14 protein-coding genes are annotated in these 18,289 nt (G+C 65.1%); 9 read left to right on the forward strand and 5 right to left on the reverse strand.

What is annotated here, in order from left to right:
• Positions 1–18 precede the first annotated feature (18 nt).
• Positions 19–6,351 (reverse strand): kinesin, encoded by a 6,333-nt coding sequence (locus EN862_RS09395; RefSeq protein ID WP_127863806.1) that lies wholly within the window; start codon positions 6,349–6,351, stop codon positions 19–21.
• 301 nt (positions 6,352–6,652) lie between these two features.
• Between EN862_RS09395 and EN862_RS09400 the strand changes: the two genes are divergently transcribed.
• From EN862_RS09400 to EN862_RS09410, 3 genes are all read left to right on the forward strand, one after another.
• Positions 6,653–7,021, forward strand: coding sequence for an Hpt domain-containing protein (locus tag EN862_RS09400; protein ID WP_127863807.1), 369 nt, complete (start codon positions 6,653–6,655; stop codon positions 7,019–7,021).
• Between the two features lie 99 nt (positions 7,022–7,120).
• Positions 7,121–7,441, forward strand: a complete 321-nt coding sequence (locus EN862_RS09405; RefSeq protein ID WP_127863808.1) for a 2Fe-2S iron-sulfur cluster-binding protein — start codon at positions 7,121–7,123, stop codon at positions 7,439–7,441.
• Positions 7,442–7,530: 89 nt separating this feature from the next.
• Positions 7,531–8,562, forward strand: a complete 1,032-nt coding sequence (locus tag EN862_RS09410; protein WP_127863809.1) for an NAD(P)/FAD-dependent oxidoreductase — start codon at positions 7,531–7,533, stop codon at positions 8,560–8,562.
• Between the two features lie 28 nt (positions 8,563–8,590).
• On the opposite strand, the gene EN862_RS09415 is transcribed toward EN862_RS09410, so the two are convergent.
• Both EN862_RS09415 and EN862_RS09420 read right to left on the reverse strand, forming a co-directional pair.
• The gene (locus EN862_RS09415; protein ID WP_127863810.1) at positions 8,591–10,075 is read right to left on the reverse strand and encodes an MDR family MFS transporter; all 1,485 of its coding nucleotides are present in this window, start codon (positions 10,073–10,075) and stop codon (positions 8,591–8,593) included.
• A gap of 232 nt (positions 10,076–10,307) precedes the next feature.
• A complete protein-coding gene (locus tag EN862_RS09420) occupies positions 10,308–10,928 on the reverse strand; it encodes a DUF922 domain-containing protein (protein ID WP_127863811.1) in 621 nt (206 codons plus the stop codon).
• An 84-nt stretch (positions 10,929–11,012) separates the two neighbouring features.
• On the opposite strand from EN862_RS09420, the gene folP reads away from it, so the two are divergent.
• The 3 genes from folP to folK are packed head-to-tail and all read left to right on the forward strand — an operon-like array spanning position 11,013 to position 12,725.
• The gene (gene folP, locus EN862_RS09425) at positions 11,013–11,867 is read left to right on the forward strand and encodes a dihydropteroate synthase (RefSeq protein ID WP_127863812.1); all 855 of its coding nucleotides are present in this window, start codon (positions 11,013–11,015) and stop codon (positions 11,865–11,867) included.
• Positions 11,868–11,869: 2 nt separating this feature from the next.
• Entirely contained in the window at positions 11,870–12,229 is a 360-nt protein-coding gene (folB, locus tag EN862_RS09430) for a dihydroneopterin aldolase (protein ID WP_127863813.1), read from the forward strand.
• Positions 12,213–12,725, forward strand: coding sequence for a 2-amino-4-hydroxy-6-hydroxymethyldihydropteridine diphosphokinase (gene folK / locus EN862_RS09435; RefSeq protein WP_127863814.1), 513 nt, complete (start codon positions 12,213–12,215; stop codon positions 12,723–12,725). Before folB ends, folK begins: the two co-directional genes overlap by 17 nt.
• 10 nt (positions 12,726–12,735) lie before the next feature.
• Here the strand turns inward: folK and EN862_RS09440 are convergent, their stop codons facing one another.
• Positions 12,736–13,284, reverse strand: coding sequence for a DUF924 family protein (locus tag EN862_RS09440; RefSeq protein WP_127863815.1), 549 nt, complete (start codon positions 13,282–13,284; stop codon positions 12,736–12,738).
• 10 nt (positions 13,285–13,294) lie between these two features.
• Complete coding sequence (locus tag EN862_RS09445) at positions 13,295–15,130, reverse strand: monovalent cation:proton antiporter-2 (CPA2) family protein (RefSeq protein ID WP_127863816.1); 1,836 nt, start codon at positions 15,128–15,130, stop codon at positions 13,295–13,297.
• Between the two features lie 232 nt (positions 15,131–15,362).
• Here EN862_RS09445 and EN862_RS09450 point away from each other — a divergent pair, with 232 nt between their 5' ends.
• The 3 genes from EN862_RS09450 (at position 15,363) to EN862_RS09460 (ending at position 18,264) form a co-directional block, all read left to right on the forward strand.
• Positions 15,363–16,352, forward strand: a complete 990-nt coding sequence (locus EN862_RS09450) for an AraC family transcriptional regulator (RefSeq protein WP_189400798.1) — start codon at positions 15,363–15,365, stop codon at positions 16,350–16,352.
• 60 nt (positions 16,353–16,412) lie between these two features.
• Positions 16,413–17,627, forward strand: coding sequence for an MFS transporter (locus EN862_RS09455; protein WP_127863817.1), 1,215 nt, complete (start codon positions 16,413–16,415; stop codon positions 17,625–17,627).
• A gap of 337 nt (positions 17,628–17,964) precedes the next feature.
• The gene (locus EN862_RS09460; RefSeq protein ID WP_245519532.1) at positions 17,965–18,264 is read left to right on the forward strand and encodes a hypothetical protein; all 300 of its coding nucleotides are present in this window, start codon (positions 17,965–17,967) and stop codon (positions 18,262–18,264) included.
• Positions 18,265–18,289 lie beyond the last annotated feature (25 nt).

The raw sequence follows: 18,289 nt of genomic DNA on the forward strand, positions 1-18,289 counted from the left end.
TGATTCCGCTTGGCCGCGTCAGTGCAGCCGGCCGCTGGCGTGGGCCAGCATGGTGTAGACCTTGCCGGTGTCGGACGTCAGATAGGTCTGCGCCATGATGTTGTCGCGGTCGTTGCGCGAGACATCCTTGAGCAGCTTTTCGAAATCCTCGCAGTAGCGGTCGACCGCGGCGCGGAATTCCGCCTCGGCCTGGTACTTGCGGCGGATCTCGTCGAAGGTCTGCTGGCCCTTCAGCGTGTAAAGGCGGCGCGTGAACACGTCGCGCTCGCCGCGCCGGTAGCGGTTCCAGAGCTCGATCGAGGCGTCGTGGTCGATGGCGCGGGCAATGTCGACCGAGAGCGAGTTGAGCGACTCCATGACATGCAGCGGCGAGCGCTGGGCAGGCGTCGCGCGCGGCGCTTCCGCCGGCGCCGCCGGCCGCAGCTCTTCCTCGCGCGAGGCGTTGGTCAGAAGGTCGCGCACCCAGCCGCCCTGCGTGGGCTTGCCGTTCGGCTCGCGGCGCTGCGCTTCGGCCGGGCGTTCGAGATCGAGCGTGCCACGCAGCGTGGTCTCGGCCAGCGGCGCCTGCGGAGCGCGAGGCGCCGGTTGCGGCTGCGGCTGCGGCTGCGGAGCCGGCGGACGGCGCAGCGGCGGTTCGGCGGCGCGGGCCGGCGCCGGCTGCGGAGCAGGGCGCAGACCGCGCGGTTCGCCCTGTTCGCTGCTGCCGCTGCGGCCGGATTTCGCAACGATATCCGACAGTTCCTTGAGCGCATTGATCTGCTCGGAGACGGCGCGGCGGATGGCCGAAGTCGATTCCTTGGCCTCTTCCGGCATCTCGATGACGCCCTTCTTCAGTTCGGCGCGGGTCAGGTCGAGCTCGCTCTTGATCGAGCTCGCGGTGCGGCGCATCTCCTCGGTGGCGTCGGCGAAGCGACGCGTTGCCGAATCGACGACCTCGGCGATCGCCGTGCGGATCTTTTCCGCCGACTCCATCGTGCGGCCTTCCGCGGTCTGCATCGTCTGGCCGACGAGGCTTTCGAAGGAACGCATCACCTTTTCGAGGTCTTCCGACTTCTTGACCAGGCCCACGGCGAGGTCCTCCAGCGAGGACTGACGCTCCAGCGTGTGCTCGAGGTTGCTCTGCGCGGAGCTGAGCAAATTCGAGGCGCTGGAGAGCAGCCGGCTGTGCTCGTCGAACTTGGTCGCGATCGAGGCCACCTCGCGCAGCGTCGCCGAGGACAGGTCGGTGAGCCGCGTCGTGTTGGAATCGACCAGACGCGCCGAGCTGGCGAAGGTCTGGGCGGCCTTCTCCGTGGTCGCGGCGAAGCTCTGCGTGCTGCCGGAGAGCCGCTCCTCGACCTGGCCGAGATTGACGGCAGCCTGCTCGATGAGCTGGCCAAGCTGCGCGCTGGAGGTCGTCATGCGGCCGATGAGATCGGTCACGCTGTCGGCAAGCGAGGAACGCGCGCCTTCGACGGCCGACAGCGTTTCGGCCGTGCGGCTGGCGAGAGCATTGACGAGGTTCGTGTTCTCGCTGCGCAGCTTCTCGGCCGCGCGTTCGGCGACCTCCTCCATGCTGCGCTGCAGTTCGGAGCCGCCCTGGGCGAAGCGCTCGACCAGCGGCTTGGCCGTCTCGTCGAGGATTTTCGCCATCTCGGTCGAACGCGCCGCGAGCATGGTGTTGAGCTCGCGGGTGTTGGCACCGATCGTGCGCGCGGCCTCGTTGGTGCTCTGGCCGATATGCTGGCCGACCGCCGTGAAGGTCTCGGCGATGACGTTGGCGCGCGAGATCAGCTGGGCCTCGGCGCTGGAGACCTGCTCGTTGAGCTTCTGGCCCATCGTCTCGGCGGTGTAGGCGAGGCGGTTTTCCACGCTCGCGACCTGGTCCTCGACGCGCGCGGCGGTAGCCGCGGCGCTTGCGGCAAGCCGCTCGTCGGCGCCGGCCAGCGCTTGCTCGATCTCGCGGGCGTGCACGGCGAGCTCCTGGCCGGTCTGGCGGGCGCGGTCGGCGACACGCTGTTCGGTGGCGGCGAAGGCGCCGATAATCGTGTCGGCATGCCCGCCGATGGTCGAGCTGGTCGAGGCGATGCGCGACACCAGGCGGTTGTCGGCGTCGTCGAAGATCCGGCCGATCTCGCCGGCGCGGGCGGAAAGCGCTTCCGAACCCTCGGCAATGCGCGCCATCAGTTGTTGGTCGGCGCCGTCGAAGATGCGGCCGAGATCGCTGGCGCGAGCGGCCAACGCTTCGGCCGATTCGGTGATGCGCATCGACAGCCGCTCGTCGGCGCCCTCGAAGTTGCGCAGGATGTCTCCGGCGCGGGCGGCCAGCGACTGCGCCGTCTCGACGGCGCGGGCAACCAGCTTCTGGTCGGCCGTGTCGAAGGTGCTGGCGATCTCGCCGGCGCGCGTCGCAAGCTTGTCGGCGGTTTCCTCGGCGCGAGCCATGAGCGCGTTCGACGCATCGTCGGCGCGCGCCATCAGCATGTTGGACGTATCCTGGGCACGCTCGTGCAGGCGACGGTCGGCCGCCTCGAAGGCCTGGGCAATGTCCTCGGCCCTGGCAAGCAGCGCGGCGGAGGTCTGCTCGGCGCGCTCGGCGATCTTGCGATCGGCATCGCTGAAGGCCGCACCGGCCTGCTCATGCAGGGTGCTGGTGACTTCCATGACCTTGTCGCGCAACGCGCCCGCCACGAACACCGCGGTCTTCTCCAGCACGCCGCGCACATTGTCGACACCGGTCGACAGCGCGCGCTCCATGGTGCTGGCGCGTTCTTCGATGACGCCGGTCTGGCGGCTGAAGGCCTGCTCGATCTTCTCGACATCGGCGGCGATGGCAGCCGAGATGTCGCCGCTCCTGGCGGCGATCTGGTCGATATGGCCGGACACCGAACGGTCGACGTCCTTGCGCGCATCGGCGAGCTTGGCGAGATCGTCCTCAAGCGCGCGGGCCAGCATGTCACGGCCTTCGGACAGCTTGCCGACGTGGCCGGCGATGACGTTGTCGATCTCGGACCGGCTTTCGGTCAGTTTCTGAAGGTCGGCTTCAAGGGCGCGCTTGAGGATATCGCGGCCCTCCGCGAGCTTCTCGACCTGGCCGGCGACGAGCCCGTCGATGCCGGAACGGCTTTCGGCAAGCTTGGCGAGGTCGGCTTCAAGGGCGCGCGTGAGGATATCGCGGCCCTCGGCGAGCTTTTCGACCTGGCCGGCGACGAGGCCGTCGATGCCGGCACGGCTTTCGGCAAGCTTGGCAAGGTCGGCTTCAAGGGCGCGCGTGAGGATATCGCGGCCTTCCGAGAGCTTCTCGACCTGGCCGGCGACAAGGCCATCGATCGAGGCGCGGCTCTCGGCCAATTTGGCAAGGTCGGCTTCCAGCGCGCGCTTGAGGATATCGCGGCCTTCCGCGAGCTTCTCGACCTGGCCGGCGACCAGGCCGTCGATGCTGGAGCGGCTCTCGGCCAACTTGGCAAGATCATCCTCGAGCGCCTTGGACAGGCTCGCGCGGTTCTGCGACAGCTGGTCGGCATGGGTCTGCATGAGGCCGCTGGCGCTGGCCATATCGGCCTCCAGCGCGCGCGAAAGGTCGGCGCGGTGGTCGGTGATCTTCTGCGAATGATCGACGATCGCGCCCTGGATCGTGTTGAGATCGGCCTCCAGCGCGCGCTTGAGAATGTCGCGGCCCTCGGCGAGCTTTTCGACCTGGCCGGCGACAAGCCCGTCGATCGAGGAGCGGCTCTCCGCCAGCTTGGCGAGATCGTCCTCCAGTGACTTCGATAGCACCGAACGGTCCTGGACGAGCCGGTTCTGATGGTCGGCGATGGCGCCGCTGACGGCCTGCAGATCGGCTTCGAGGGCCTTCGACAGCTGCGAGCGATCGTCAAGCACCCTCTCGGAGTGGCCGGCAATGGCGCCCTTGATGGTGTTGATGTCAGCCTCCAAGGCGCGCTTGAGGATATCGCGGCCCTCGGCGAGCTTTTCGACCTGACCGGCGACGAGGCCGTCGATCGAGGCGCGGCTTTCGGCCAGCTTGGCGAGGTCGGCCTCCAGCGTCTGCGACAACAGGCTGCGGTCTTCGGCAAGCTTGCCGGCGTGGCCATCGATCAGGCCGCGGATGCCGCTCAGATCGCTTTCAAGCGCGCGGCTGAGTTCGCCGCGGTCCTCGGCGAGCTTGGTCGAATGGGTCTCGATCAGGTTCCTGATACCGATGATGTCGGTTTCGAGCGCCTTGGCGAGCACGGCGCGGCCCTCGGCGATCTTCTCGACCTGGCCGGCGACGAGGCCGTCGATCGAGGCGCGGCTGTCCTGCAGCTTGCCGAGATCGGCTTCCAGGGCGCGCGCCAGGATGTTGCGGCCCTCGGCCAGTTTCCCGACATGGCCGGCGACCATTTCGTCAATCATTGAGCGGGCTTGGACGAGTCTGCCCGAGTCTTCGTTCAAGGCCTGGGAGAGGCGGCTGCGACCCTCTTCGAGCTGTTCCAGATGGCTGCCAAGCGATGCATCGATGGCGGCGCGCGACTCGTTCACCTTGCGCAGGTCTTCTTCCAGCGCGCGCGAGATCAGGTTGCGACCCTCGGCCAGCTTCTGCACCTGGTTGGTGACGGCGGCATCGATCTCGGCGCGGCCCTCGGCGAATTTCGCCAGGTCCTCCTGCATGGCGGCGGCCATGCGTTCACGGCTCTCGGAAAGCGCGCGGCTGTGGTTTTCGACGGCTTCCTCAATGCCGACACGGGCATCGGCCAGCCGCTGGATGTCGGCATCGAAGGAGCGCGACACGACATGCCGGGCTGCTTCCATGCGGCCGGCGAAGTCGGTGGCGCGGGCTTCCAGCATGGAGGAGGTCGACGAGATGATATCGGCCATATCGGCGCCGATCTGGGTCTTGCCCTGATCGATCATCGCCGACAGCGTGTCCTTGCTCTCGGCGAAGGCGTGGGCGATCTCTTTCGCGCGCTCCACCATCGTCTCGTTGATCTGGCGGGCGCGCGCTTCGAGGGCGGCGTTGAGCTTCTGCGTGCCGGTGTCGAGCGCTTCGGCGCGGGTCTGGAATTCGCTGATCAGCGCCTGGCCGCGTTCGGCCAGCGTCCGTTCGATGCCGCTGAGGCTCGCCTCGAATTCGGAGTTCAGCGTGCGGGCAGCGCCGCCGAGAAGTGAGACCATCCCATTCGTGCGGTCGTCGAGCAGGTCGGTCAGCGAGCGGGTGAGGCCGTCCGTGGTGTCGGTCAGCTTGGCGATGCGGGTGTCGAGCAGGCTGGCGAAGGCTTCGCCGGAGGTCGAAAGCCGGTCGGTGATGTTGTCCAGGCGCGACTCGACGGAATCGAAGATCGACGTCGAGCTTTCATTGATGCGATCAATCAGCGTGTCGCCGGAATTGTTGATCGTCATCGATAGCTTGGTCGAGGCGTTGAGGATCGAGTCGCGGATGATGTCGCTGGCAGCGCCGATCTCGTCGCGCAGCGTCTCGTGCGCGCTCGCGATCGAGGCGCGCACGCGCTCGGCATGGGTGACGACCGCCTCGCGCTCGCTACCCAGACCATCGACCAGCGAACGGATGCGGGCCTCGTTTTCGGAATAGGAGCGTTCGATCTGGGTGACTTCGCCGTGGACGAGCGTTTCGAGCTCGACGGCGCGGGCGAGCGTCCGCTCGATGCCTTCGCCCATTGCCGCCACCTCGCGGCGAACGGCCTGGCCGATCATCATGACACGATCCTGGGCGAGGTTTTCCGGCTCCGCCAGGCGGAAGGCGACCTCGGTCATGGACTGCGCGGCGATGCGCATCTCCTGCGCGCGCCGGATCATGGCGGCGAACGCCCAGAACAGGATGACCGGAACGATCGCGGCAACCGCCAGGCCGATCAACTCGGGACGGGCGAAGAACTGGTCGAAGGTGCGGATCTTCCAGATGCCCGAGCCGAACAGGAGATTGGCCAGGCCGCCGGCGCCCGCGATCCAGGCCAGTGAGATAAAGGCGATGACCCAGTAGACGGTGCTCGATGCACGCCGGTTGAGGCTGTGCAGCAGCGTCTTGTAGTCCTTCTGGCGGTCGTCATTGGCGGGCGTGAAGCCAGCGGGCGGCGTGAAGCCGGACGGTTGTCCGTTGCGCGGCTCGACAGGGCGCAACTCGGCTGGCTTGGGCGCGGGCGCCCTTGGAGGCTGGGGGGTGGCGGGCTGAGGGTTGTTCGCCGGCTCTGTCCGCTGGCTGCGACCTTCGCGCGCCAGTTCGTCGGCCGCCGCCGAGATCTGCGCTTCGAGGTCCTCCATCGACGCCGCCATGTCGAGGCCGCCTTCGTCGCCACCAAGGTCAAGGTCAAGCGCCTTTTCCAGTTCCGCGGCTACGTCGCTGTCGAGAGACTTGGTCGTCGTTGGTTTCTTAGCCATGCCTTCGCTACCCTGTACTAGCTGCCGCGGGACTTATGATTTTGGCCTGATTCTGGCCCGATTCTGGCTTGTATATCCCGAGCAGGAGGCTGAAAAATGGACCTTCGTATCGTAATGACACACTGGGGTAAAGAAAACATGCATTCCGGGCGATACGTAAAACTTTAAATATAAGGTTAACGGAAGCGTGATCCGGCCGCCTCCGTAACAACATTTTTCCCCTCCAATCGTTAACCCGTTGGCGACCGGAATCGCCTATTTTCTTGGGCTCATCTGCCCGCTTTGTGGAGTTGCAGTGCGTATGCGTGGCGAAAGTGGTATTGCGTTTTCCATGCCGGGGGGAGATGCCTCCGGAACGGCTGGAGCCAGACCTGTGGATCTCGGCCATCTGGCGCGCCAGACAATGGGTGACCGGGACCTCGAACGGGAGGTGCTGGCGCTGTTCGTGCAGCAGTCGCTCACCGTCTGCGACCAGATCGCGGATGCCGACGCCAGGCAGAGGATACTTCTGGCGCACGGCTTGAAGGGCTCGGCGCGCGGCATCGGCGCGTTCGCGGTCGCCGAATGCGCGGCGATCATCGAGAAGCAGCCGGAAGATGTCCGGGCGCTCAAGCGGCTCGGCATGCTGATCGAGGAAGTGCGCGACTTCATCGCGGGCATCAGCCGCTAGCACTATCTTTTTGAAAAACGTCATTTCGTGGCGCTTTCGCGCCGCAGTTGACTTGTCCGGTGGAGTGATTATCTCCGTCGCGACTCCTCAGGTGACTTAATGACCAAGCTGACTTACATCGCCCATGACGGGACCCAATTCGACGTGGAGGCCGAAAATGGCTCGACCGTCATGGAAAACGCGATCCGCAACGCGGTGCCCGGCATCGAGGCCGAATGCGGCGGCGCCTGCGCCTGCGCGACCTGCCATGTCTATGTCGACGAGGCATGGACGGCCGAGGTCGGCGAGCCGGAGGCGATGGAAGAGGACATGCTGGACTTCGCCTACGACGTCCGGCCGAACTCCCGGCTCTCCTGCCAGATCAAGGTGCGGGACGCACTGGATGGCTTGGTCGTGCGCGTTCCCGAGCGCCAGGGTTAAAGTCGACTTCCAGTTTTCTTCGCGCTGGCTGCTTGGCAGCGGTCGATAGCTCATGCAGTCTCGCACCGTTTGCCAACGGGGCGCAGCGCATGACTGATACGATCAAAACGGACGTTCTCATTGTCGGGGCAGGGCCGGTGGGTCTGTTCGCCGTGTTCGAGCTTGGCCTGCTCGACATGAAGTGTCATCTGATCGACATCCTCGACCGTCCGGGCGGCCAATGCGCCGAACTCTATCCGGAAAAGCCGATCTACGACATTCCCGGCTGGCCGATGATCTCCGCGCAGGGCCTGGTCGACAAGCTGATGGAGCAGATCCATCCGTTCAAGCCGGACTTCACCTTCAACCGCATGGTGTCGAGCTTGGAAAAGCTCGACGACGGCAGCTTCCGCGTCGCCACCGACGAGGGCGAGTTGTTCGAGGCCAAGGTGGTGGTGATCGCCGCCGGTGGCGGCTCGTTCCAGCCCAAGCGCCCGCCCATTCCGGGCATCGAGGCCTATGAAGGCAAGAGCGTCTTTTATTCGGTTCGGCGCATGGAGGAATTTCGCGGCCACGATCTCGTCATCGTCGGCGGCGGCGACTCGGCGCTCGACTGGACACTCAACCTGCAACCGATCGCCAAAAGCGTGACGCTGGTGCATCGCCGCCCTGAATTCCGGGCGGCGCCCGACAGCGTCAACAAGATGTATGCCTTGCAGGAGATGAAGCAGGTCAAATTCCTGGTCGGTCAGGTCAGCGGGCTTGCCGGGGCCGACGGCCAGTTGTCATCGGCGACCATCAAGGGCGGTCCGGACGGCGACGTCGAAGTGCCATGCACCCGCATGCTGCCTTTCTTCGGCCTCACCATGAAGCTCGGACCGATCGCCGAATGGGGCCTTAACCTCAACGAGAACCTGATCCCGGTGGATACCGAGAAGTTCCAGTCGTCGATCCCGGGCATCTTTGCGGTGGGCGACATCAACTGGTATCCGGGCAAGCTGAAGCTGATCCTGTCCGGCTTCCACGAGGTGGCACTGATGGCGCAGGCCGCCAAGCGCATTATCAGCCCGGGCGAGCGCATCGTCTTCCAGTACACGACCTCGTCGACCAGCTTGCAGAAGAAGCTCGGCGTCCACGACTGACCTGAATCTCGACACACCTCAAGGAGATCTATTCCGCGAGCACGGGTGCCGCTTGCTCGTCATGGCCGCGCAGCGGTTTTTCCGGCATAAGCGCCAGCGCGATCAGCGCCAGGACAAGCGTGACGCCGGCGGTGAGGAAGATCATCACGAACGGCATCGCCGATGTCAGCTGGATAGGAGTCTGCGAGCCCTCGGCTGCCAAGGGCAGCCCATAACCAAACGCGACGGCGCCGAGCATGGCGACGCCGAGCGCGCCGCCCAGCGTGCGCAGGAAAGTCAGAACGCCCGTCGCGACGCCGAGATGCGCGCGATCGACGGCGTTCTGCACGGAAATGGTGCTGACCGGGAAAGTCGTGCCGCTGCCAAGGCCGATCAGTGTCGTCAGGATTTCGACCTCGAGCAGCGAGGCGTGTGCCGCAATGGCACTGAGCACGCCAATGCAGACAATGGCCAGGCTGACGCCGATCATGGCAATGCGCTTGTAGTGGACGAAACGCGGGATCATGCGGCCGCTGAAAGTGGCGCCGGCAACCGTGCCGAGCAGGAGGCCGAGCATGGCGGTACCGGATTGGCTGACCGAAAGCCCGACCACCGACTGCAGGTAGACCGGCAGGTAAACCGAGGCGCCGATGTTTGCCGCCTGCAGCAGGAACATCGATAGCGTGCCGGCGAGCACGATCCGGTTGCCCAGCACGTCGAGCGAGATCAATGGCTCGGCGGCCTTGAGCAGCCTCAGCGCGAAGAAGGCCCAGAACAGGGCCGAGCAGGCCACCAGCCCAAGGATTTCGCGGGAGAACCAGGGATAGGCGCTGCCGCCCCAGTTGAGCGCCAGGAGCAGCAGCGACGTCGCGATCACCAGCAGCACGGCGCCCAAGCCGTCGATGCTATGGTTCTTGGCTGCGATCGGCAGCTTCCTCAGCGGGTTGTTGATGATCGCCATGGCCAGGAAGCCGATGGGAAGGTTGATCCAGAAGATCAGCGACCAGTGCAGGTGTTCGGCGAACACGCCGCCGAGCAGCGGGCCGGCGACGCTGGCGACCGCCCATGTGCCGGCGATCCAGGCGGCGTAGCGGGCGCGCTCGCGCGGCGGCACGAGATCGCCTATGACCGTCTGGGCCAGCGCGAAGAGACCGCCGCCACCGGCACCCTGAATGGCGCGGCCGATGACCAGCACCAGCATGTTGGGCGCCAGCGCGCTGACCAGCGATCCGAGCAGGAAGATCAGGATCGCGGCATAGATGACGGGACGGCGGCCATAGACATCCGAGATCTTGCCGTAGAGCGGCGACATCGCCGTCGCGGTCAGAAGATAACCCGTGACGATCCACGGCAGATACTCGGCATGGCCGAGCGCGCGCGCGATCGTCGGCAGCGCGGGAGCAACGATTGTCTGGTCAAGGGCCGCCAGCAGCATCGACAACAGCACGCCGCCTATGATGGCGTTCTTCTCGCTCTCGCTTATCAGCGGCGCGGCTTTCGGCGCCATCGCCTGGTTCTCGACGGTCTGGTCCATGCGTCATTCTTTCAAAGGCTGATGCTCAGTGCGCCAAGGCGGTCCTGGCCGGTCCGTTGCGCCTGGCGCCTGTCATTTCTCTTCGATGTCCGAGGCTCGGGTTGGTTCAAGACCTGGATATTTCGAACCCGCTATATGTCGGTCGGTATAGGCCGATTTCGACCGCCGCTCGAAAGTTTTTCCGATCTGGCACGATGCTTGGACAAAATTGGCCCGGATGGCCTTGCCTCTGTCAGGGCGGCGGCAACTGGCCGGCTTCAGTGCGCTCCATCCGATAGCGCATCAGCCGAATGATACGGCTTTCGAAATTGACGGCCTCGACGCGGTCGAACCGCACCTGGTCCTGATCGTGCCTGGCGAGCTCGGCTGCCTGGATCGCCGCGGCCTCCGCCTTTGCCTGTTCGCACGTCTTTTGCGCGGGGCTGGCCTTCAGCGCATCCTCGAGCAAGCGCGCATGGTTCTTGGCGATCTCGACATGGCGCTCCTCATGCCGCTTGATATCCGCCGAGAGCGTGTCCCAGAACAGCCTGACGTCCGGATCGGCTTTGCGCGGGCGCCGCCATTCCGGGAGGATCACCTTGACCTTCACGGTGACGGCCGCGTCGGCGATGCGGCAGGATTCGGCGCTCTGCGCGTAGCTGATACGGGTGGTAAAGGCCATCTGCGTGGCGCCGGGATGGCGCGACCCGGTGCTCTTTACCTCAGGGCCGTTTCTGGACAGCTGGTTCTGGATATCGTCGAGCGTGCGGCCGCCGACGCTGAAATAGCTGTAGGTCTTCACCAGATTCGCAGCGGCGGCCGGCGTGGCGGCCAAGGCGAGCATCAAGGTGCAGAGCAGGGATCGGTTCATCATATTGCCTCTTCACGCACCTTGCTTTAGGGCCGTCGCCAGCGCAACGGAATTGATTTCCGGCGGATCACGCATGGTTGATGGACAATGACGACAAGGCGATGGCAGCTGGCGCATGGGCGCTATCTCGACCTCGGACCGAAGGCGGTCGTCGTCGGCATCCTCAACGTGACGCCCGACAGTTTTTCGGACGGGGGCTTGTTCATCGCGCCTGACAAGGCGCTGGAGCAGGCGCGCCGCATGGTGAAAGAGGGCGCCGCCGTAATCGATGTCGGCGGGGAATCGACCCGGCCTGGTTTCGCGCCGATCACGGCTGAAGAGGAGCAGGGGCGCGTGCTGCCGGTCATTGCGGCGCTCGCGGCGTCCGGCGCGGCGCTGATCTCGGTCGACACCTATCGCGAGGATACCGCGCGGCGCGCGGTCGCCGCCGGCGCCCATATCGTCAACGACGTGTGGGGCCTGCAGCGCGAGCCTGGCATCGCGCGCGTCGCAGCCGAGACCGGCGCCGGGCTGATCGTCATGCATACCGGGCGCGAGCGGCAGAAGCTGCCCGACGTGATCGAGGATCAGTTGCTGTTCCTGCGCAAATCGCTGGCGATCGCGCGCGCCGGCAAGGTCGCCGACAGCCAGATCGTGCTCGATGCAGGCTTCGGCTTCGCCAAGGAAACGGCGGCGGAAAACCTCGAGCTGATGGCGCGGTTTTCCGAGCTTCAGGCGCTTGGCTATCCGCTGATGGCGGGGACCTCGCGCAAGCGCTTCATCGGCACCGCTACCGGGCGTGAGCCTGGCGATCGGGCCGCTGGCACGGCGGCGACGAGCGTCATCCTGCGCTTGAAGGGAGCCGACCTGTTTCGCGTCCACGATGTCGCAATCAACGTGGACGCGCTGGCGCTGACCGATGCTATGCTTGCCCGCGAAACCGAGCTTCCTCCCGGACCCTGATCATGTACGTCATCCGCATGAAGAACTGCGCCTTCTTCGCCCGCCACGGCGTGCTGGACGAGGAAGAGACGCTTGGCCAGCGTTTCTACGTCGATGCCGAGCTGACCGTCGAGCCCAGCCGGCCGCTGGCGGAGGATTCCATTGAGGATACCGTCAATTACGGTGTTGCCTTCGCGGTCATCGAGAAGATCGTGACCGGACATCGCCGGTTCCTGATCGAGGCGCTGGCGCTGGAGGTTGCGAAGGCACTGACGGCACGGTTCTCGCAGATCAGGAAGGCCGCGATCACCGTGCGCAAGCCGAACGCCCCGGTGCCGGGCGTGCTCGATTATGTCGAGGTGACCGTTGTCTGGCCAGAATAGCGTCGTCTATCTCAGTCTCGGCGGCAATCTTGGCGACCCGGCGAAGTCCATGGGCGCGGCGTTGCGTATACTGGACGGCGACGATGCGACGCGCGTCACCGCCGTCTCCTCGCTCTATCGCACGCCGCCTTGGGGCAAGCTCGACCAGCCCGATTTCCTCAATGCCGCCGCAGCGATCGAGACGGCGCTCTCACCGCGCGCGCTGCTCGACCTTTGCCTCGACGTCGAGAGGCGGCTGAAACGCGTGCGCGAGGAGCGCTGGGGGCCGCGCCTGATCGACATCGACATCCTGGTGTTCGGCGACCGGGTGATCCACGAGACCGGGCTCGAAGTCCCGCATCCGCGCATGCTGGAGCGCGCCTTCGTGCTGGCGCCATTGGCCGAGATCGCGCCCGGGCTTTCGGTCGGCAGCAGGAGCGTCTCGGAGCGGCTCAAAGCCGTCGATACGTCCGGCATCGAGCGGCTGCCGTCCGGCCGGGAATGGTGGCTCGGCTAAGATCGGCCGGTTAGCCGGAGAAGCCGCCGCCGTCCAGGAAGGCCTGTTCGTCGGCCGTCGTCGCGCGGCCAAGCATCCGGTTGCGATGCGGAAAGCGTCCGAAGCGCCGGATGATGTCGCGGTGCTCTTCCGCATATTTGAGATCGCCCGGAGCTCTGGTGGCGATGAGCTGCACTGCCCGTTCCTGGTCGGCCAGCAATTCGGAATGCTCGAAGGGCAGATAGAGGAAAACGCGGACCAGCTCCTCCAATTTCAGGTCATGCCCGGCGGCTATTGCCTTCTCGGCGAAGTATCTGGCCAGAGGATCGGTAGCGCACATGTGACCGGTGCCGCGGAAGCAGTTGCGCGGAAACTGGTCGAGCAGGATCATCAGCGCCAATGAGCCTTCGGCATGCGCGTTCCAGTCGTCGCATTCGCGCCGTGCGGCTGCGTAGTGCAGCTCCAGGAAGCGGCTGCGGAAATCGGTGTCGAAGGCATCGTTCTTCTCGAACCAAGCGTCTTCGCCGGCATCGCGCCAGAATTTGGTGACGGAAAGCGCCCGCGGATCGAGTTCTGCCATGCCTTGCCCTTCAGTTGTTGGTCTCTGCCTTGTTCAGCACGACGGCCGTTTCCTGGTTCAGCGCGCGGCCGGCGCGGCGCGGCTGGGTGAGCGGCGTCGGGATCGGCGTGCCGATATTGCCCTTGAGGAAACGCTGGCCGGCGCGCACGCCCTCGGCCAGCTGCGTCTCGAAGCGCGCTTCGTCGCGGCGCCGCACATCCTCGATGACCTCGGCGACTTCCTCCGGATCGACGCCTAGCGCCTCCAGCGCCGAGCCGCCGAAGACCAGCGCCGATTCGAAGGTCTCGCGCAGCTGATAGTCGACGCCGGCGCGCACCAGCTGCAGTGCCGTGCCGCGATCGAAGGCGCGCGCCAGGATGGTAACCAGCGGGAATTCGGCCTTGATCAGCTGCGCGATGCGCACGGCGGCGTCCGGCTTGTCGACGCAGATCAGCACCGCGCGGGCCCGGCCGGCGCCGGCAGCGTGCAGGATGTCCAGCCTCGTGCCGTCGCCATAATAGACCTTGAAGCCGAAATCGGCCGCGGCCTGGATCATCTCCACCTCATTGTCAATGATCGAGACGTCCATCCCGCGCAGCAAAAGCGGCTGGCTGGCGATCTGGCCGAAACGGCCGAAACCGATGATCAACACGCTGCCGGTGAGGCCGTCGGCGATATCGACACCGTCGAGGGACTGCTCGTCGCGCGGGGTCAGGTAGCGCAGCGCCACGATCGCCAAGGGCGTCAGCACCATCGAGATGATGATGATGGCCGTGAGCGTGGCGTTGGCCTGGCCGTCGATGATGCCGACCGCGGCCGCGGACGAATAAAGCACGAAGGCGAACTCGCCACCCTGCGCCATGAAGACGGCGCGTTCGAGCGCCTCGCGGTGGCCGCTCTTCAGGATGCGCGCGACGATGTAGATGCCGAGCGCCTTCATGACCATGTAGGCGACGACATAGATGGCGACGAGCCGCCAGTTCTGGGCGACGACGCCAAGGTCGAGCGACATGCCGACAGCGAGGAAGAAGAGGCCGAGCAGGATGCCGCGGAACGGCTCGATATCGGCTTCGAGCTGGTGTCGGAAAGTCGATTCCGACAGGAGCACGCCGGCGAGAAAGGCGCCCATCGCCATCGACAAGCCGGAGAGCTGCATGGCGAGAGCCGACCCCAGCACCACCAGGAGGGCCGCGGCGGTCATGACCTCGCGGGCACGGGCGTCCGCCAGGACGCGGAAGAGCGGATTGAGCAGGTAACGGCCCGCCACGACCAGTCCGACGATCGCGGCGATGCCGATGCCGACTTCGGTCAGGCGCTCCGAAAAACTGGTCTCGGCGCCGCCGGGCGCGAGGAACGCCACCAGCGCCAGCAGCGGCACGATCATCAAGTCTTCGAGCAAGAGGATGGAGACGATGCGCTGGCCTTTCGGCGTGGCGATCTCGCCGCGCTCTTCCAGCAATTGCATGACGATCGCCGTCGAGGTCAGCACGAAGCCGGCGCCGGCAACGAAGGACTGCGCGATGGGAAAGCCTCCAGCCAGTCCGACCAGCGTGAGCAGGACCGCGCAAACGCCGACCTGGAGGGCGCCTAGTCCAAAGATCTCGCGACGCAGGCTCCAGAGCCGCGACGGCTGCATTTCGAGACCGATGATGAACAGGAACATGACGACGCCGAGCTCGGCGACGTGGAGGATCGATTCCGATTCGGAAAAGACGCGCAAGCCGAACGGGCCGATGACCACGCCGGCGGCGAGATAGCCGAGGATCGAGCCCAGCCCCATACGCTTGAAGATCGGCACGGCGACCACGCCCGCGGCGAGCAGCGCCACCACCTGCACCAGATCGCTGCTCGACGCTTCAGCTGCCATGCCTGTCATCCTGTTGCTCCAAAGCGCGTCGCCTGAAAAGACTCAGGCGATGCGCTTTAGGTCTTTGCTTGATGCATGTCGTTGTCCCGGAACCGCTGCACACTTCTGGGCGACATGCGTTGGAAGCACTCCTTGCATGCACCGGGAGCGGGAGGCAAGGGCGGGAAGACTGACTGTGCCTTTGAAGCGGCCTCGGCTTGCCTGTCGGACGTTCGGCATGTATAATAGCTCAATGTCTGACTATTCGTCCCGGCCCTCTTCGGCGTCCCATATCCCGATGGATGCGCTCAGCGAAGTCCTGCAGGATTTTCACTTGAGTGGGGTCAATTATGGCCGCTGCGAGCTCCGACATCCATGGAGCATCGCCTTTCCGCAACAGAAGCTGCTTCGCTTTCACTTTGTCGGCCAGGGTCCGTGCTGGATTTATACCGAAGCGGAAGGCTGGCAGGAGTTGCGCGATGGCGATCTGGCGCTGCTGCCGCAAGGCATCGCCCATCGGCTGGCCAGCGCGCCGGACGTCGTCGGCGACTCGCTTGAGGGCTGCCAGGTGACCAAGCTGGGGAGCAATGTTTGCGAGGTGGTGCGGGAAGGGACCGGCGCGACAAGCACCCTTTTCTGCGGCTCCATGGCCTTGGGCGTCTGTGCGCTCAATCCACTGATCACGTTGATGCCGCCGATCATCAAAGGCTGCGACGTGGCTGGCAATGACCCGGTCATGCGTCCTTTGCTGGCGGCTATGACGGCCGAGGCCGCGCAGCCGCAGATGGGCAGCGCCACGATTCTGTCGCGCATGGCGGATTTGCTGACAGCCCGGCTCATCCGCTGCTGGGTCAATTGCACGGGAGCCTCGACCACCGGTTGGCTCGCCGCTATCCGCGACCCCCATATCGGCCGCGCGCTGGCAGCCATGCACCGAGACCCCGGCCATAACTGGACCTTGGAAAGCCTTGCCGGCCTGGCAGGCCAATCGCGCTCGATTTTCGCCGAGCGCTTCAGCGCCGTGCTAGGGGAGGGCGCCGCCCACTATCTCGCCCGTCTGCGCATGCAGCTTGCCCGCGAGTTGCTGGGGCAAAACGGCTTGTCGGTTGCGGAGGTTGCTACCCGTTTGGGCTATGATAGCGAAGCATCCTTCGCGCGCGCGTTCAAACGCATCACCAATGTCTCGCCAGGCGTTGTGCGTCGCACAATTTCCGGACGAACGGACATGAATTTCGGATTTTAAGATACATATCATCCGAATGGACTCGTCTATTTAAGATCTCCAGACCTTGGAGATCTTTCAGTGACAGACACAACATTACAGCTTGACGACGAAGACACGGCGTTAGACCTCGACACCGCGGCGCCAACCACGTGGAACGCAGCCACCTGGTTCTCGGTCATTTCATTGGCGGCCACCAGCTTTGCCCTGGTGTCAGCGGAATTCCTGCCGGCAGGCCTGCTGACGCCAATGGCGCGCGATCTCGGCATCAGCGAAGGAACGGCCGGACAGGTCGTCACCGCCACCGCTTCGGTGGGCGCCGTGACGGCCATGTTGAGCAATGTTCTCATCGGCCGATTGAACCGCAAGACTGTGCTGGTTGGCCTCAGCGCCTTGGCGGTCGGTTCCAACCTCCTTGCAGCGCTGGCGCCCAATTTCTGGCTGTTGCTGCTGGGCCGGGCCGGGCTCGGAATCGCTCTCAGCGCCTTCTGGGCACTCTCGGTTGCCGTCGTGGCCAGGCTGGTTGGCGCCAGTGCGACAGGTCGGGGCATGGGCATCGTCACCCTCGGCGTGTCGCTCGCCACCATTGCCGCACCATCGGCGGGCGCGTTGATCAGCGACTGGCTGGGATGGCGCAGCGCCATGGCCTTGACCGCGGGGCTGGCCGTGATTGCCATGCTGCTGCAGTTGCTTAGCCTGCCGACTTTGCCTGCCACGGCCAGCAATAGCCTTGCGGATGTATTTCGGCTGACACGGCGGCGTGGCATTCAGCTCGGCATGCTGGCCATTCTTTTGCTGATGACAGGGCATTTTGCCGGCTCGGTCTATGTACGCCCCTTCCTCGAACATGTGACGCTACTGGCAACAGGGCCAATTGCCCTGGCCCTGCTCGGATTTGGCATCGCCGCCGTGATCGGCAATGTTGCCGGCGGCCGCATGGCCGACGCCAACATCCACATGGCTCTCGTGGGCACCGCGGCGCTGATGGCGTTTGCGGCTCTGGCATTGGTGCTTTGGGGCGTGCACATCGCAGTTGCCTTCGGATTCGTCACGCTTTGGGGCTTGGCATTCGGCATGGCGCCGGTGGTGCTGCCGACCAATCTGTCGCGCGCGGCACCTGATGCGCTGGAAGCGGCGGGCAGCCTGATGGTCGTTTCTTTCCAGGTTGCCATCACCACCGGCGCGGTTGTCGGCGGCTATGTCGTGGACACCTACGGCGCGGCGGGACCTTTGACCCTTACCGTTGTCCTTGCCGCATCGACGGTCGTGCTGGCGCTGTTGCAGCCTCGCCGGTGAACTTGTCCCAGTTGACCTGGAGCGTCTCACCGTTTCACGAAAACGGTGAGACGCTCTATCTCTTTGTTTTTACGCAATTCCGGACGAAAGGTTACGGCGAAGTCGCCGAACCCAAACGCTTCACACTTTTCCTGGAATTGCTCTGAAGCGCGTCGCGCCTGAACGGCCTCATGCGACGCGCTTCAGGTTGTTTTTATGCGGCCCCACCCCGGACCGCCGCGATATTGCAGCCTGGTTACACAAGTTTATGCGGCCCGGTCGTTGCGTGCCGCCACAATCAGCGGTTAAGGCACGCTTGGCTCTGGCCTTTGGGCTTCGGCCATTGGAGGCGGCTGCGATGGGCGGCCGCCTTTTTGAGGAGATGATTGACATGAAGAAGTTTTTGCTCGTCGCCGTAGGTGTTGCGGCGTTGGCCGCCTCGGCTTGCTCCAAGGGGCCGGAATGCACGCAGGAAATAGCCGCCAAGAAGGCGCAGGACATGGCTGCCGCACTTCAGGCGGCGATCACCAAGGATCCAAGCAAGGCCGCCGACCTGACCGCAAAAGCTCAGGCCGTGACCGCCAAGTACCAGGGCGCGACGACGCTCGATGAGGCCTGCAAGGCCTATGACGAATTGACTGCCACCTTCAAGGGTTAAGCGCAGCCGTCGAGTAATGCGAAGG

Origin of the sequence: Mesorhizobium sp. M2E.F.Ca.ET.219.01.1.1, from assembly GCF_004016445.2 — a bacterium.
Taxonomy (GTDB): Bacteria; Pseudomonadota; Alphaproteobacteria; order Rhizobiales; family Rhizobiaceae; genus Mesorhizobium.